Genomic DNA, 16,792 nt, shown 5'->3' on the forward strand with positions numbered 1-16,792 from the left:
GGGCGGCGAGAGCAATTTAGTACTCGAGCGCATAACGGACACCTCTGCGATGCGGAGACGAACGAATGCTAGATTCCGTCAGCGGAATGCTCCCGCTGACTAGGATCGAACCAGCGCTCACGATTTGCGCTTCGCAACATAGTTGCGAAAGGCCTCTTTGAATTTCGCTTCGAGATCTACTGCCTGGGCCGAAGTCGGTGACGACAGGTCGAACTCCCAACCGGCTTTATGGTAGGCAATCATCCTTGCTGCGGAATCGGAGGTCGTGTTGGTCACCAGCAACCGATCTTGCTTACCGAGTTCTTCGGCGAGTCCGAGATATCCTCGCGCCAAACCCAACTTCAGGGTGCTCGCGTAAAATTTACATTCGGCTGCGTTCAGGACCTTGCTAGCACGAGGATGCACCTTTTCTTTGCGACAGACGCGCGCTTCGTGTTGATCGATCACGGCGAGATCGCATTCGTGGAGGACACCCGAGCGCCCCGACACTTTCACGCCGATATGCGCCTCAAGCGGCGGGCAGCCTGGTAAGCCTATAACGGCGTGGGTGTATTTCTTCTTCGGGCTGAAGATGTCGCCCGGCGAGGTTCAGAAAATCAAGTTGGTGGTGGCATTTCCATCGTTCGCCTCGAAAGCGATGGTGGCCCCAGCGGCGCGGGCCGCCCTCACGACGATCGCGAGCGTATAGCCTTCGAACACGTCGTTGGCGTCCGACGCCGCGGAGTAATTCATGCCATGTGCCGGACCGAGAATCGCGGAGATCTGTCCGACGAGAGTCGATGCGGTCATCATGCGGCGGTAACTCCAGCTTGCTGGCGCAGTTCCCGGAAGCGGCGGCGGGCTGCCTCCTGCTGTTTGCCTGAATCGCTGCGCAAGCTGTGGCCATCATCGCCTTCTCGTTCAGAAACGAACGTCACGCTCTTTACTTCCAAGATCTTCAGCGCATCGGTTGCGAACTGCGGGAGAGCCAATATGCGATCGATGGCATCGAGAAGAAGATTTAGGCGCTCAATGTTGGAAAAGAGCTGAGTCGTAACGAACTCCTGCATTTGCCGTCTGCCGCGCCGCTGACCCGCGACTTGGTCATCGATGAACTCGCTGGCATCAGCTTTAGTGATGACCGTCTTCCCGAGATAGATGCTCTCCTCAACTTGCTCTACTACCCAATTCAACCCGACCTTTCGGAGCACATCCGATATTTCATCATAAGCGCTCTTCGCCTCTTGTTCATCCATCGTTTTTCCCCCGGAGCTGTTGTTGTGTCACGCCATGATAGCAGCTGCGGTGCCTACCTCTGCTCAATGCGGTAGAGAGATCAAGTACACGGAGGCATTTATACCGGTCCGAATGTCCACTCTCCTACAATTCAATGTCGATTGTCAGCGAGCGGTCAGCATCCGGGATTCGCGGCGGGGTCCAATCCCAATCAACAATGCCTGGTCCTGCAGAAAATTGTCGTTCGGTGTGACCCGCGTGGATGACGGCTTTGTCCCGGCGCAGTCGCTAGGGTCGCTCGCCGCCGAGACCTCGGAGGAATGACCGGTTTCGGGAGAAGCGTGTCGTCGTCCGAAAGGCGGAGATGGGGCGCAAAGCGGCCATCCAAGGTTCGGCCTACGGAAGTCGTCTTTGGGTAGCAGGTGCATCAACTCATGCTACGCGACAGCAGGCAACTATCCGAGCTCGTGGATCGTTACGCCCGGCACGACAGCCTTGGCGATCTCGCATAGGTGCTGGTGATGCGTAAGGTAGATCACCTGACCCGCACTTGCCATCTCGCCAAACAGTCTGAAAACCTCCTCGGACCGGAAATGGTCGAAAGTCTCCATTATGTCATCGGCAATGAATGGCACTGAGGGTCGAAACTGGGCAAATTCGTAATACCCGGCAAGCCTCAGGGCCAGGTAGAGCTGAAAACGCGCGCCCTTTGACAACGCGTCGGCGACCTTGGACTGCCCGTCGCGCTGCAATGCGATGAGGACTTCGCCGCCCTTCACCGGTTGGGTTGCCAGGCCCGAGTACTGACCGCGCGTGATGAGCGCGAAAGCGTCAGATGCCCGCGCCATCATCCCGGAGCGATGACGCTCGCGGTATACGCGCAGAGCGTTTCCAGCCGACATAACTCCCAGTTTAAGCTCGATATAATGGACGGCCTTTTCTTCGATTTCCAGAAGGACGGTGCGACGTTCGGCATCTATTCGGGCAACAGCACTATCGCCGCCAATGGCGTCCAGTTTGTCCGCCGCTCGCGTCTGCCGGATAAGCTGTTGTTGTATCGCTTCATCAAGATCCCGAAGCCGCTGCTCGCCTTCAGCCTTTTCGATTGCAAGGCTATCGAAATCGAGAGCATTCAATATTGAACACGCCTGTTCGATCCCCTCCACAGCGAGCTCGGTCGACAACTGCTCCTCAAGGTCGGCTACAGCAGCGCGCAGACGATCTCTGTCCCGCAGCAGCTCGTCGCGTTCCACGACTTCGGATAGGGTGGTTACGCCAAAGACGCCCAAGACCTCGTTCTTGCGGCGTTCATGCGCCGCGATCTCGACATCGAGTGTGCCACGAGCATCTTGAAGGCGCTGCAGGTCATTGACGAGGTTTGCCTTCGCCTCGCGAGTGCGATCGGCGCGCTCCAGGCGCTCAGCAAGCCGGATCGCCAACTGTTCCGGTTCGTCGTCGTTCGGCGGTTCACCCGCTTCGGCTGCAGCTGCGGTAATCTCGACAATGAAATTATCTCTGTCTGCCTCCATCTTCCCGATGCGGAGCTGCATGGCATCCCGATCCTGAAGGGTTTTGGACAGTTCAGCCAATTGATCGAGTACGCTCCCCACTCCGGGCGCCGAAAGCCCGCTCTCGAGCCAGGTACCCTTAAGCGCCTCCGCAACGCCGGCCAGCCATTCTTCCTCACGCCTTTCTGCCACGTCCACGGCCCGTCGTCTGGCAGCCAGATCCTCCTCCTTCGCGCTGACTGTTCGGAGCGCCTCGGCACGTTCAGCGTCCACTTTGAGCTGCCTGTCGAGGAACAGCTCTGTGACGGCCATGATCGTCTCCAAACTCTCTTCGGAGTCAGACTGTATTCCGACGCTCTCCAGCGCCCCGCTCAACTCCAGGCGTATCTGGTCTCCCTCGTCGGCCGCCCGACCAGCCTTCTTACGTGCGACCTCGATCCCCTCCCACGCCGCGAGCGCATCGGTCCGGGCAGAAGTACGATCCTCGATCAGTTCGATCATTCGTTCAGGCGAAGATTCCAGGCTATCTCCGAGCAGATCTCTTGCCGATACGCGGATTTCCGACAGTGCTGCTTCCACGTCCAAATCGACCTGGGAAAGTTGGGCGCTCGCACGCGAGATGAAGGCCGCGGTTTCGGCAAGGCTGCGGGTCGTGGTTCGGATCTCGGCGAGCTCCCGCACGTTGGCCAGACGAACTGCTCCAACACTGTCGTCACGAGCCAACGCTACCGCGAAATCGTCCGCTGTTTCGCCCTTAAGGTCATCTCGATGCCTTGTCCAAGCCTCGTCCCGGGCACGCCGGATGGCTGCGGCGGCTTCATCGTCCGTTATGTCAACCGAGCCACGAAGGGCGTCCAGCCGCGCCGAGAGCAACTCGTGATTGGCCTGGTATTCGGCAAGACGTTCTGAAAGGACTGCCCTGCTCGTCCCAAGCTCTGCTGAGCGAGTTTTCCATGCACCAATCTGCCGGGCCGTCGGAACTGAGATCTTGGCCAGCGCCTGAGCATCTCCGGACCAGGGATGCATGCGATGGACCGCTGTTTCCCATCGAATTCCGCTCTCGTCCTCTGCCTCCCGTGCCATCTTGATCTCCTTTAGGTGCCCACTCCCCCTCGCTTTCGACAAAGCCGAGGTAAGCCTTGCCCTGGCAGGCTCGGGCACGGCCCTTTCTTCACCGACCCGTTCGCGTGCCGTCTGAAGCGCATCAAGGGCTGCCGCGGCTTCGTCTCGGGCGACGCGCACGCTGGTAGCAATTCCGGATCGCTGCTCGACCATATTGCGAACAGCACCAGCAATGGCAGCAGGCAAAATCAGGGCGGCAGGCTCTGGCTCGGAGGACCTTCCCAGTGCGGCAAGGCAAGTTGCCATGGCGTTATCGAGTATTTGCAGCTCCGTCCTGCGACTGGGCAGGTCCAAGCCTGCCGAGATATAGCGCACCTTGCGATCCGCCAGTCCGCGAACCCGCTCGGAGATTGCAAGGATCACCTCGTCCACCTCGACCGACGCGATTTTCATCGTCACTCGCTCGACTTCGTCGACGTTTGCTGACAGCCGAGTTCTCAGGCTGGCGTCCTCATCGATCATTTCGGCGACACTACCTGTCCAGGTCCGTGGCGGTGAAGCGATGTCAGGCAACTCAGCCAGCCGGGCTACCTTACGTCGGATATCCGCGAGGATCGGGACTGCGCGGAGATACTTGGCAATGGTATCGAGCCTAGCCGACAGCACCGACCGTTCGGTGATGCTGCGATCGTATTTTTCCGCCGCATCAAGACGTTCGGCCTCGAGGGTCTCGAACGTCGAAGCCAGTGTGTCGATAGCATCCTTCCGGGACTTCAGTTCCGCAAGTCGCTTCTTGAGAAGCGCGAGTTCGGTTCCGTGTGCCTGCTTCCGATAAAGCCCGTCCGCTTCTGCCTCGAGCGCGCTTAATGTGTCACTCGCGTGTCCAAGACCGGCGCTGGCCGTGAACAGGAGCTTGCCCAGGTCTCCACGCGACTCCAGTATCGATTTTCCGCCGGCTTCCAGTGTCTCGTCGTCCAACGAGAACATGGTGCCGTATGCGTCCCGGGACAGACCTGCGAGATGTGCCGCAATCGCCAGTTCGCTCACCGGCTGGCCCATTGCGTTCAACAACGAGTTGTTGCGCTGTTTCGTGCGTGAGAACGTATGCTCCTCTCCCCCGAATTCGAGCACGCCGCCGATGCGCATCGCGCTATATTCATGCAGGAAATTGTAGCGGCTGCGTTCTTCAATCCCGAACAGCAAGTCCAGATAGCCGGAAAGCGCGGTTGACTTGCCGGCCTCGTTCAGCCCGAATACAATATGCAAGTCGGGCCCGGAATCCGGTTTTGGTCCGAACTCGATCGTCCTGTCGGTGAACTTTCCATAACGAATGAGATCAAGGCGCCGGAGCCTCATTGCGATCCACCTGCCTTGAGGCGGGCCGTGACCAGGTCAGCGCCGCTGGCAAGAACCCTGTCGAGGAATAATTCCAGCGCGGCCTCGTCTTTTCCGGCGAAGTCGCGCCCGTCGGGCGGAAGGTCCGCGATGGTTTTCAGGACGAATTCCCTCGCTTCAGCACGGAAGGCTTCTGAACTTGCATCGGCGCGCATGGATTCAGCGAGTTCGAAAATCGGATCCGCGACGCCTTCGAGTGCTTCCGTCCTGGGCGGAGAGAGGCCCAGCTCGAGCTTTTCCACCCATGTGTCGCCGGCCTGTTCCGCTACCTGCTCGGCTTCGGCCAGGAGCAGGTCCCTGTCGCGGATCAGTGCCCAAGACAAAGGCGAGTCACCGGTCAGACCGAGACGGACAACAACGTGACGGGATCTGACGGAAGCCCGGATATCTTCGAGCGCGGATCGGATTCGCCCGACGACTTCTGGCCACTCGACAGTCCCTGTCAGGTCGACGTTCACCCGCTCGAATTGCGCGATACTGGTCAGCCTTTCCTCGACCTCGACGGAACGGTCGTCACGTATCGTTACCAAAGTGACTGACTTTTCGCCGGCCTCGTTTATGTCCCTGCCTTGCGGCATTCCTGGCATCACCACCGTGCTCGCTCTAGGATGAACCTTGCGGACGTGGATGTGCCCGAGCGCCCAGTAGTCAAAACCATGGCCGTGCAAGTCAGCGACGCTGCAAGGGGCGTAGACGTCGTGACCGGGCGATCCGGCAAGACTCGTGTGCATGACACCCACATTGACCGCCCCTTCACGGGCGGCTGTATACTTGGGCAGCAGACTTTCAGGTGCCTTGGGGCTTGCGAAGCTCAATCCATGGAACATGACGTCAAGACCGCCGGCCGTTTGAAGTACGGACTGGGGACGGCCGCTGAAGATCGTTACCGTGTCGGGAAAGACGAGCTGTTTCGATATCCGCGACAGGGCGTCGTGATTTCCGCGGATCTTGAAAACCCTGACGCCGGCCTGGTGGAGGCGTGTCATCTGCGATGCCAGGAACCGTGCTGTTTTCATCGAAGTCTGATCGCCATCATAAAGATCGCCGGCAATGACGAGCGCATCGACGCGCTCCGCAAGGCACAGATCCACAATGGAGACAAACGCCTGGCGACTGGCGTCTCCGACGAGTTCGGCAAGATCGGGGCTTCGCATCGCGAGCGAACGCAGCGGCGAGTCGAGATGAATATCGGCCGTATGTATAAATCGAAATGCCATTCGGCGGTCTCCGGCCACTGAACATAGGGTGTTCGACTGCGGCTCGACAAAAAATTATACGACACGCGGTGTTGGCTGTCCTGAGCTCAGGCTGCCATTCATCTAGCACTCATGCCGGCGTAGTTTCGCTAGGCTCCTATCACGTCGCAGGATGCAGTTGTCAAAGCTCTGGCGGGACTTGCTATGTGCCTTTGCACCATCGATCTAGTTCCGCTTCGCCGGCAGTTCTCACAGGGCTAAACCCTGACGCAGGCCTGACGATGCACGGCTAGAAATTATACTTTAGGCGCCTCTTAACGAACGCCGGCTGAGACCCTTCCAATACATCGACAATACGCCGGTTAATATTAGGATTTTCAATTGCGCCACTCTCGTAGGAAAACTTGTAATTCTTGGTCTTGTCGAGTTTCACATAGACGATTTGCTCGGCATCCGCACCAACAGCTAGGTTCGGGTTGTGCGTCACGAGAACGACCTGACGACGTTTCTTGGCCGTTCGAATGCAATTGGAAAGCACCGAGAAGATGCTTTGATTGTCGAGATTGTCCTCGGGCTGATCGATGATAAGCGGGATGTCGTTCTTGTCGAGCTGCAAATAGAAGACAAGCAGAAGGAGTCCTTTCTCACCCGGCGACAGCTCCTCAAGATCCTTGCCGCTAAGACGCAACTTGTACGATGGTTCAATGTATTCGAGACTGAATAGGAAGTCGTAAAACTCCTTCTGGTCGCGCACCTGGTCGGTGAACTTCAAGTCCTCCGTCTGCATCGCGTCGAGAATTCGGTCGAGGCCCGCTGAAATCGCGGCGAAATCATTCCAGCTGACATCGCGGAGGAAGTCGGACAAGGTTTGGCCCGGCTCCTTGATTTGGCCATTGAACGGGCCTCGTTTGTTTTTGCTGACCTTGGACAGAAAGCTATCCTGAAAGTCCTTACTGAGAACGAACGACGCGTCGATCTCGACGCTGAAGCCCTCGATCGCAACCTCGGATAGCTTGGTGTCGACACTCTTCTTAAGGTCGGCATAGAATTTCAGGATCTTGTTCTTGCTCGCATAGATCGCTTCGACAAGCTTACGCCTCGCCTCCCGAGCCGCGACGATTTTCGCCGGCAAATCATTGTCCAGAGCGGTGATCTGGCTCTCGATATATCGAATGGTGTTCGGTTGCGGGTCGGTTTCATTGCCCGTGATCAGGATATTTCGGCTCTTCCAGGCGTCGAGGCGCTCCAGATACTGCTGATATGCGCGCCGCGGCGCGCTAAGCTTGTCCCGCGCGAGATTGACGGCATCGACCAAATGGTCGATGGCCTTCCGGATGTCCGGCAGGCTCTCAAGGGTCGAGAAGTCAAACCCGTGCTCAAACGTTAATTCATTGTTAGCTTCGAGCTTGCCGATCTGGTTGGTCAGGTCGGCAGCAAGGCTAAGCAAGGCCGCATTCTGGATGCGCAGCGAAACGATTTGATCGGCATCAAGCCCGAATTTACCAAGATCCGATCGGATCTGCTCGACCGCATCTGCGACCCGCTTGGTAAGACTTTCAAGTGACTCATTAACACCTTCGAGAACTTGCTTTTTTCTCTTTAGCTCAGCCAGATACTCGATGGCGGGTTGCTCCCGAGAGCGCAGAGCTGTAAGCTGGGCGCTGTATTGTTCGACGGTCGCTGAAAGGACTTTCTGTTCTGGGGTTTCAATATCATCTGGTGCGTCCATCACCTCCGGCTTGGCTAAAGCGTTCAATTCATTATACTTAGCATCAAGCTGCGCTTTCAGAGTCCGGCGAAACTGCGGATCAGCTTGTTCCTCCAAGGCGACCAGATTCACGTTCTGGGCACGAAGGCGCGTCTTTAGCGCACTGGTCTCGTCCTTGCTGCGCAAAGTTTTCAGATCCTGCAACTCCTTGAAGGAGGCTTGACCCATCTGTTCGGTCTCGTCCACGTGGGAGAAAACAACGTCTTCGATCTGCCGCCGGAATTTCTCGATCTGGATTTCGTTGGTGAGTTTTTCAAAATAGTTCTGCGGCAGGTAGCGGACCAACTCCGGCTTTGTACTTTCGACATGGTCACTCAGCCGCTTCGCGGTGAGGCTTCCACTCTGCCATTCAAGCTCGGCCTCGAAGTTCTCTGCGTAGCGTCTCTGCCGAAATTTCTTGTTTTCGGGGGAGTCTGACAGGAATGCGAAGTATTCCTCAAGGCGGCTTTCGCCGAGCAGACCGATGATGTCGACCAATGCGCTCTTGCCACTTCCCTTGTTTCCGATGATTGCCGTCAGTTCGGGATTGAGTGGAAGGTCTACGTTTTTAAACCACTGCCCCTGGGCGCCATCATAGCCTCTCACCTGCCCTATCTTGAGTCCTCTGAGAATCTTCGTCGGATGTTGGATCTTTCGCGTCTCGACGGGAGGTTCTTCTCCGATGAACACCCGAGCTTCGGGCTCGTAACAGATCTGTTGCAGGCCGCGAAACGTCGTGTCGGCTTTGATCCACGTGTATGGGTAGGAGGGGATGTTTCCCTGCAGCCGCTCTAAATCTTCAAATGAATGCGCGTCGCTGCCCCAGATCACGGGCTTGGGCTCCGACTGGCCGTCGTCATAGCGATCTTTTCGCAAGAAATGGTCGCGGCTCGCGCCATAACCTAGAAAGGCGTGGCATATCCGGTCAATGTTGTCCGCTACCCTCACTTTCCGAGGTGAAGACATGTCGGTGGACTTCATGCCATCGTTCTTAGCGGGAAACGCGAGGAGATAGGGCTGGCTATCACCGAATGCTTCGTTGAGCTTCTTGTTAAGATCCTCGAACGCCACCGAGGCGGACTCATAGTCCGCAGGCTTTGAAAGTTCAGCGCAGGATATGGAGGCGCCGGAACGATCCACACCTTTCGTTGTCAGCAGCTGCAGAAATTTCTCGATCTTTCTGCGGGGACAGAACTGCTCGTCGCTGTCGAAAATCACGTGAAGATGCGGGCTGTCACTCGCTGCGTTAATTGCGTCGGAGAGGCGAAATTCGATGTTAATGAAAAATGCCTTAGGGGAATCAGGATGCCTCTTGTGGAAAGCGTCAATTATCTCGAACGACCTGTCACAGCTGAAATAGTCAGTAATTCCGAAAACTTCGATGGGAGACGCTTCGAGTGCATCAATGTACTTTTCATCGATCTCTGGAGACGAATTCCCATATCCATTGGACATCTTGGTCCCCGGTGGGTGGAGATGTAAATCCCAACGGCGCCACACTGCCCCATTCTTGGAACCTGGTTTCATTCGTCCCCCGATCTCGCCCATTTGTTAGTGCCGTCTGCAACGATTATCAACTTGTCAATTGTTGTTGCCATTGAATGTATATCGCGCTCGGCCTCTGCTGGAGGCGAGAAGGTGGATCATTTGCTCGTCCGGTTTCCCCACAATGCTTCCAAGCCCTCGCGCACTTGGTTGCCGACCCTCTCGATAACGGCGCATTCGTAAAAGTCCACGTCGATATGAATCATGTGGTCGCCCACGAGCCGCGAGGTGATCGTGACTTTGGTTTTCCCTTTGAGCGGAAAGAATTTGTCAGGTTTCACTCGGAATCTCTTGCACTGGTATTCGACCAGTGACTTCACCTTCTCGTAGTCGATCTCGTAGTCGATCTCGGGGCGAGCTGACGCCCTGGCGTGTTCCAGCTTTTCGAGCACTGCGGGAGCCGATCCGAAGCGTTCCGTGAATTTTCGTTCCAAAAGAATTGGATTGAGTCCGTGTTCCGCCGCGATTTGGTAGCAGCCGCCAGCTCGCCACCACCTTCGACTTCGCCCCGCAAATCAGCGAGAGCATCTTCCACTGCATTGGTCATGCGGATTACCCTTGATTACGACAGCAGCTCGAACACGATCTCGTTGATCTCGCGGCCTTCGTCTGTGGAATCCAGGAGTTCCCGGATATGTCGTCGCGTGGCCGCGAAATGGAGATCACGGTCGATTGCAAAGCCTGCCACAATGCTTTCGGCCGCACTGCCCAACCTCGATAGCGTCCGATGAATTTCATTATTGGCATCGTATAGCGGGATAGGCACTTCCCAGACGTGCTTGTGGATATCGCGCTCGTCCTTGCCATACGACATGAACGGCCTGGCAAGCTCCGTGGTTACAGGCGCGTTCAACACCGCGCAAAGGTAATCTGCTTCCTGGACGGAATGAACCGCAGCCCAATAGAGCCCGTTGGCGACAATGGCTCTGCGGTTATCGATTTTAGCTGCGGCGACATGCATACCAGCACGGTTGTAGACCACCCGAAGCGGGGGGATCGGAAGCTGCTTGGAAAGGGTCGTTTGATAGTCGAGCCGATCGGCAAGTGTCATCCGATCGCTTGAGCGATTGCTGTCCCACAACTCGACGGCTCGAGACCACCATTGATGCAGGCCGGGGTGCATTTCGATCTGGCTTTGGTCGAGAAGTTCTCGCGCACTGCATGGGATCACCGAAAGAAGCGGATTGCCAACCCGGTAAGGAAACACGTTGTCGCCCGTAAAATACGGCCGCACGAATTCCGACTCAATCACGCCCTCTATCGCGGGCGAGTCCTTCCACGGCTTCTTTTCTTGAACGCTTCGCGACGATTTCACCGCAACGGTGCCCTGAACCCGTCCAAGTGGTGACACCTCTTGTTTCTCGACAACAAAAGCAACTCGCGGCGTGAAGGTCGCCCCTTGCGTAAACGCCGGAGCATATGGCGATTTCGTAATCTGCCCGACCCGGCGGACTTTGCCGTCAGCCCGCACGAGAGAAAGGCGGGCTTCTTCCCAGTGGCTGTTGGGTGTCCGCAAGCGGCCAGACCAGATTTCCGCTTCTTCAGGCATCGGTCGGCTGACTTCCGACCTCGTTCCGAATACCACACTCGCCGCCCTCGGGAAAAAGTGGGGTCGTATGCGCCGGAGATCCCATGAAGGGCCGAATGAAAGCGCAAGTCCTCCAGCTCCGTCGCCATAATGCCCGCGCCGGAAACCATCATAATGATCCCGGTCGATTGCCGCATTTGGCAGCACGAGACCGAATTTGCCGTCTTTGCGAAGATAGAGTTCGCTAGCCCTTACGACAAAGAGACCCGCCAAATCCTGATGGGTCGCGATTTCTGCGCCAGCCCAAAGACCACGGGCCTCGCTCATCTTACGAAAAGTCGCCTGCATGTTTGCTGGCATATGTCGGTAAGCAAGCCATGGCGGATTCCCGATCAGCACGTCCACGCGGTTGCCTGGACGCGACATCCAGAGCGGCCTCGCCAGGTTCCGCACATAGTAGCCCCAGATATGGTCTCGTCCTTCGTCGTGAAGGCGGCACATCGTTTTGAAGGTACCATTGATAACCGCGCGGTGCTGCTCCGGAATAGCCAACCGGTTGAACACAGGGTTCAGCGAAGGGATGGGATCACCCGCTTTCCTGCCTGCCGCCTTGTTGGCCATTTCGTTCACAAGAAGGTCAAACCTGGCCGCGTCTTCGAGCAGAGCATCGGGAAAGCGGAGTTCGGAATCGAACAACTCGCGCTCGTCGTCTGCACGGATGACAAGATTTCCTGCCGACCAAAGATCGACACCCTGTTCCTGAAACTGCAGGGAGTCACCAAGGTAGACAGGAATCTGGATTACGCCGCGATCCTCGTCGGTGAGCCTTTCGCGCCCGATCGCCAGAAGATAGGTGACGCGGGCAAGCGTGACGGCGACAGGATGCAAATCCATGCCAACCACGTGCTTGGTAATCCCATCGATCATTTCCCGAATGCCGATGCCAGCAGATTCCGCGGCCGCGACATATTTTCGGATCGCGTGAAACAGGAATGTTCCCGATCCGCAGGCGGCATCTAGCACTCGTGATTCCAATGGATCAGTGACCGTCTCGGCAACGATCACATGAGCCAGCCAGTCGGGGGTGTAGTATTCCCCCAGCCGCTTTCGGGTTTCAGCGCCAATGACGCTTTCGTAGAGCACCTTGAGAACGTCCTGCTCAACAGCGCTCCAGTCGAACCGCGCCAGTCTCTTGGCAAGCGTCCTGACGAATGTGTCGCCTTCCTCAACCTCTACAACCCAATCGAAGAAATCTGGTTCGACAACGCCGTAGATGCCGCTCTCATCGAATTTATCGCCAGCAAGGAGGGCAGCAGGCGAAATGGATTCGAGATGAAGCCCGAGAACGGCGTGCGCGATGATCTCCGCCGAATTTACCAGCAGCGTGTGCTCAATAAAGAGGTCATCGGTATCTTCGAACTGGGTCCCGAGTGCCGATGTCAAAAGGCGGGCCCAAAGCGTCCGCTTCATGATTACGCTCGGGTTTGTCTTGTTCCGTTCGTAGAGTGAGGACAGCGTTGCCCGATCGAGCGCATAGGAACTGCTGCCGGCACCAAGGCGCATTTCAATGTTCTGTGCGGTCGGCGCGATGCCGTGGGCAGTCGCCAAGACACCCTCAAGCCAGACGACGAGCCTCTCGACCTCGCCAGCGACGAGCGTTATCGCGGATACCAGATGGAGGCGGTCATCAACGAGGTTGTAGCAAATCCACTCGGTGCCGTCGGTCAGCACGCCGACATATCGAAGCCCCGTCTGTGTCATGCGGCGGGCAACATAGTCCGCCAGCTGTTCTTCCGCTTCGCGCTTCGCTTTCTCACGACGAAGATCTCGCTTCACCTCGATGACGGTGGAGCCGACCTCGACGTCAATCCGCTTGCCGTCACCCACCTGGGCTTCAAGATTTACGATGCGGACATCGTCATCCTCTAGTTCGAACGGTGCAGACAGAATAAACTGTCGCACGTCCGCCTGGATTTCCGATTCCGTCCGCTTGTCGTTCCGCCGCGCTATCCGCGAAAATAATTCGAGCAATACAGTATCCGCCCCGTCAAACCGATCACACCATTCACCGTTCGCACCTCTTGTGCAACCGGAAGGCTTTTTCGTTCACTGCTGCAGCGAGCTTATGCACTCGCCATAGAACGTCTGGGTGTCCTGACCGGGAGCGCTGACGCTTACGTTCGCAGGGAGCCTTAGGGAAAATGTGAATTCTTGAGCGCCGTAGGCTGCTGTCATCAAATTCGATCCTACACTCATAGGAACGGGCTTAGTCTGGCCAACTTGAAGCGAGTTGTCGTCGGCACCCATGCCACCGCGGAATGTCAGGATCATGGGAGGCATCTTCTCGAACTGGCAACTGACGACGGTGGGTTCGGCGGCTGTCGCCATGGTTGGCAGCAGTAAGAGCCAGGCGGACGCGAGGAAACGACGCGCCATTAGAATTTGAACTCTGGTCTTGATGCCGACGCGTTCGCTTCCATTTCGACGCAGCCCTTCAGGATTGAGTAGGAACTTCCACTGACATTGGCGACTTCGTCACAATAGCTGCGAGTCTGTGATGGAACGCCAGACCACACAGGCCTGAGATCGTCGTAAGCCTCTTGTTCCATTTTCATGCATCCGTTGTAGATCATCGCTGATCCGCCGCTCACATCGGAAACGTCCTTGCCGTACCCCGCCGGGTCATACCTTGGGATCTCCTGCGCGTGCGCGTACAACGTCGACACGATGAGAAACGACGCTATTAACACTGTTCTGATTGTCATCATGCCCCTCCACGACCGCGGCGACACTCGGACAAAGAGGAAGGGAATTCAAGCACCATTCATGGCGCTCAGCGGGTACATGCCTGATCTTCCAGGCCGACAATCGGCCCTTCTACCTCTAGAATGCCTTGGTTTTGCAGAAATTGGCGTTGAAGTAGCTTACAGCAGCAATAATCCGGGACGGTTCCCGCAGGATCGAACCGTGCATACTGTCGCTGTTGCACTTGATGTATCCACCCTCCCGAGCACCGCATCCGAAGCCGGGATCCTGCCGATACTCGTAAGGTACGCCGTCCTTCTGTGGCCAATAGACCGTGCTCGAGCTGAGAGGCGGATAGACAGTCTCTTGGGTTTGCCGATTGATCATGTCGATCTGCGTCTGGAGGGTTGGTGGTTCTTCCGACAATCGCTCGAGGTTGCGTGCCCTAAACATTTCAGTGACGGGTTCACTCCCGGTGTCGGAGATCCCGCTAAAGAGAAAGGCGGCAGTCTCTGCGGATTGTGCGAAAGCGGAACCGGCATCAAAACCAGATACATCGCTACTGTCCGAAGCATTCGCCATCCCCAAGCCCGACCCTTCGTCGACACAATCACATCTATCTGAGCCCCGGCAACAGAATTATGAAGCCGTACAGCTTTCCCGTTGCTTCACTCGAGAAGCCCCTTTTTCACCACGATTTGGTACGTGTCGGCCGTCAGCTTGCCAATCGGACAGCCGCTTTCCCGGTCATCCAAGGCGGCATGTCATCGTTTGCCATGCGGCTGACGGGCGATCCGTTCAGGTGAAGGCAACCGGTACGGACGCGGACCGGTCTTTCGGCATATGGACACGAGTACTGATCACCTGCTGCTTTTCGACATCGATTTCGACAGCCTCAAGGGTGAGGTCATCTTCAAGGGCCCCGAGAAGGTGGCCTTGGCAAAGATACCCGTGAGCTGGATCGGGCAGCGTCCGGTTGCCAAAGGCATCATCCGGGCGGCTGACAAATCTGTAGACGATCGAGATCGGCTAGGGCGCATAGATCGCTAGCTGAGAACCCCGGCAACGTATCCGCTCATGCCACGCCTCTTGATTTCGGCCCGGTCGCAATGATCACAGCAAGCTCGAAATCCCATTGTGGGCGAGCGGCTCCCGAATACCCAGTCGAGAATTCTGACTGACAGACTCGGACGTTCCCTGGATTTCGGGCCTTGGAAGTAGGTCGAGATCGCCTCTCTCATACAGCTCTGCGACCTCATCATCTCGTTCACCTGGTCGATCTGGCGGAAGCGTTGTTCAAGCCTGTGTTCGCGATCGACAATCAAGACATCAGTCGATGCGACTGTTTTCTCGGCCATGAATCGAAGACGCGAGACGTCGCGGTTTACACTTGAGCCATTGTGGAACATGACAGCCACAGAGGGCCTTCCGTCCCGGCCCGCGCGGCCGAATTCTTGCAGTTGATCCTCGACAGAGGCCGACTGCTGCCAGTGGATCACCAGGCGGACGTTCGGGACATCGAGACCCATCCCAAACGCGTTCGTGCAAATGATCTGGTCGACTGACGGTCTGCTCTGCCCGAGGAATCTTTTCACGAGTTCCTGACGATCCCAAGAGGTTCCCAGCTTCGAATGGTACAACGGGACATCAAGCCCGCCATCGCATAGTGCCTGCTGCAAGTGCTCGCCGACTGCTACCGACGGCACGAAGATCATCGCCTTCTGGCCGCGGAGCTGAGGCAATCTGAGCAGAGTAGCGATTTCCGTTGCCCTGTGTTCGGTCGCACACCTCCAACGGGCGAGCGCGATGTTGGGGCGGTCTACGTCCCGGACGAAAACTACGGCATCGTCAACACCAAGCGAAGCCAGGATGCGTTCCTGCATCTCCCTCCCTGCCGTCGCAGTAAATGCGAGCACGGGTGGCGATCCCAATTTCTCCCTGACCTCACGTAGGCGGCCGTATTCAGTTCGGAAATCGCGACCCCATTGGTCGACGCAATGGGCTTCGTCGACGACCAGGAATGTTGGCTTCGTTTGCTTGAGGCGCTGTCGCTCTTCCTCGCTGCGGACGAAAAACCGCTCGGGTGCGAGATACAGCAATTTGATCGCGGATTGGCCGAGCAACGAAAACCGCGTTTGCTTCTCTTCTGCATTCAGATCGCTATTGATGAAGGTGGCCGGAATCTTTTTGGCGAGTAGGTCCGATACCTGCTCCGCCATCAGGGTCTTCAGCGGACTGACAACCATGGTGAGACCGCAACGGAGAACCGCAGGAAGTTGGAAGCACAGCGTCTTGCCGGATCCGGTTGGGCTGACGACGAGAACGGATTTGCCTGACAGGGCAGCCAGAACGATCGGCAGTTGCCCTTGGCGGAACCGATCCAACCCGAAGAGACGGAGAGCCGGGCCGAAATTCGCGACCGCTTCCGAATACTGACCGTCAGTATCCAGCCATCTGGCCAGCCTGACCGCCCATCTTTCGATAACCCTGCGTGCTAGTCCGCCTGCAAGATTTGGATGATGAGATGCGTGGCACCCATCGCAGAGGGTGATGAGGTTCGAGAGTTCGTCACTTCCGCCCATTGACCGCGGCAGGAGATGGTGAACATCAGCCTCGGCGGATTTCACGGGTGTCGAGCAGGCCACGCAGCGGTAGTTGTCGCGTTTGAGAACCAGGAGGCGAGTGACCTGCCATGTGCCTGCGTTAGACGATTGGTCCATCATCCGGTCATGCCCATCCCCCGTGAAGGTACAGACCTGTAGCAGACGTGGGTTTACCAAAGACTGACCATTGATCAGCGCCACCGCTTTGGTAGAGAATAGGCTGGGCAACGGGGGTTCTTGAATTTTAT

The 16,792-nt window shown here is 57.0% G+C and carries 12 protein-coding genes; 1 reads left to right on the plus strand and 11 read right to left on the minus strand.

What is annotated here, in order from left to right; translation table 11 throughout:
- Positions 1-117 precede the first annotated feature (117 nt).
- The 10 genes from NKJ40_RS23065 to NKJ40_RS23110 form a co-directional block, all read right to left on the minus strand.
- Positions 118-495 (minus strand): hypothetical protein, encoded by a 378-nt coding sequence (locus tag NKJ40_RS23065; protein WP_156948343.1) that lies wholly within the window; start codon positions 493-495, stop codon positions 118-120.
- 93 nt (positions 496-588) lie between these two features.
- Complete coding sequence (locus tag NKJ40_RS23070) at positions 589-792, minus strand: hypothetical protein (RefSeq protein ID WP_031195303.1); 204 nt, start codon at positions 790-792, stop codon at positions 589-591.
- Positions 789-1,235, minus strand: a complete 447-nt coding sequence (locus tag NKJ40_RS23075; protein ID WP_023722846.1) for a hypothetical protein — start codon at positions 1,233-1,235, stop codon at positions 789-791. The genes NKJ40_RS23070 and NKJ40_RS23075 overlap by 4 nt, the downstream gene beginning before the upstream one ends.
- Before the next feature lie 435 nt (positions 1,236-1,670).
- Positions 1,671-5,141 (minus strand): ATP-binding protein, encoded by a 3,471-nt coding sequence (locus tag NKJ40_RS23080; protein ID WP_352468042.1) that lies wholly within the window; start codon positions 5,139-5,141, stop codon positions 1,671-1,673.
- Positions 5,138-6,397, minus strand: a complete 1,260-nt coding sequence (locus tag NKJ40_RS23085) for a metallophosphoesterase family protein (protein ID WP_023722843.1) — start codon at positions 6,395-6,397, stop codon at positions 5,138-5,140. The genes NKJ40_RS23080 and NKJ40_RS23085 overlap by 4 nt, the downstream gene beginning before the upstream one ends.
- A 268-nt stretch (positions 6,398-6,665) precedes the next feature.
- Positions 6,666-9,671, minus strand: coding sequence for a TrlF family AAA-like ATPase (locus NKJ40_RS23090; protein WP_031195301.1), 3,006 nt, complete (start codon positions 9,669-9,671; stop codon positions 6,666-6,668).
- Positions 9,672-9,766: 95 nt separating this feature from the next.
- On the minus strand, positions 9,767-10,060 hold the full coding sequence (locus NKJ40_RS23095; protein ID WP_023722841.1) for a hypothetical protein: 294 nt from the start codon (positions 10,058-10,060) through the stop codon (positions 9,767-9,769).
- 170 nt (positions 10,061-10,230) lie between these two features.
- Positions 10,231-13,227 (minus strand): N-6 DNA methylase, encoded by a 2,997-nt coding sequence (locus NKJ40_RS23100; protein WP_023722840.1) that lies wholly within the window; start codon positions 13,225-13,227, stop codon positions 10,231-10,233.
- A gap of 404 nt (positions 13,228-13,631) precedes the next feature.
- Positions 13,632-13,961, minus strand: a complete 330-nt coding sequence (locus NKJ40_RS23105; protein WP_051409787.1) for a hypothetical protein — start codon at positions 13,959-13,961, stop codon at positions 13,632-13,634.
- A gap of 118 nt (positions 13,962-14,079) precedes the next feature.
- Positions 14,080-14,523 (minus strand): hypothetical protein, encoded by a 444-nt coding sequence (locus NKJ40_RS23110; RefSeq protein ID WP_023722837.1) that lies wholly within the window; start codon positions 14,521-14,523, stop codon positions 14,080-14,082.
- 261 nt (positions 14,524-14,784) lie between these two features.
- Between NKJ40_RS23110 and NKJ40_RS23115 the strand changes: the two genes are divergently transcribed.
- Positions 14,785-14,991, plus strand: a complete 207-nt coding sequence (locus tag NKJ40_RS23115; protein ID WP_023722835.1) for a hypothetical protein — start codon at positions 14,785-14,787, stop codon at positions 14,989-14,991.
- Here the strand turns inward: NKJ40_RS23115 and NKJ40_RS23120 are convergent.
- Entirely contained in the window at positions 14,988-16,772 is a 1,785-nt protein-coding gene (locus NKJ40_RS23120) for a RecQ family ATP-dependent DNA helicase (RefSeq protein WP_023722834.1), read from the minus strand. The two genes, NKJ40_RS23115 and NKJ40_RS23120, sit on opposite strands and share 4 nt — an antisense overlap.
- Between the last annotated feature and the right edge of the window lie 20 nt (positions 16,773-16,792).

This window comes from Mesorhizobium sp. M0119, assembly GCF_040322615.1.
Classification (GTDB): Bacteria; Pseudomonadota; Alphaproteobacteria; order Rhizobiales; family Rhizobiaceae; genus Mesorhizobium.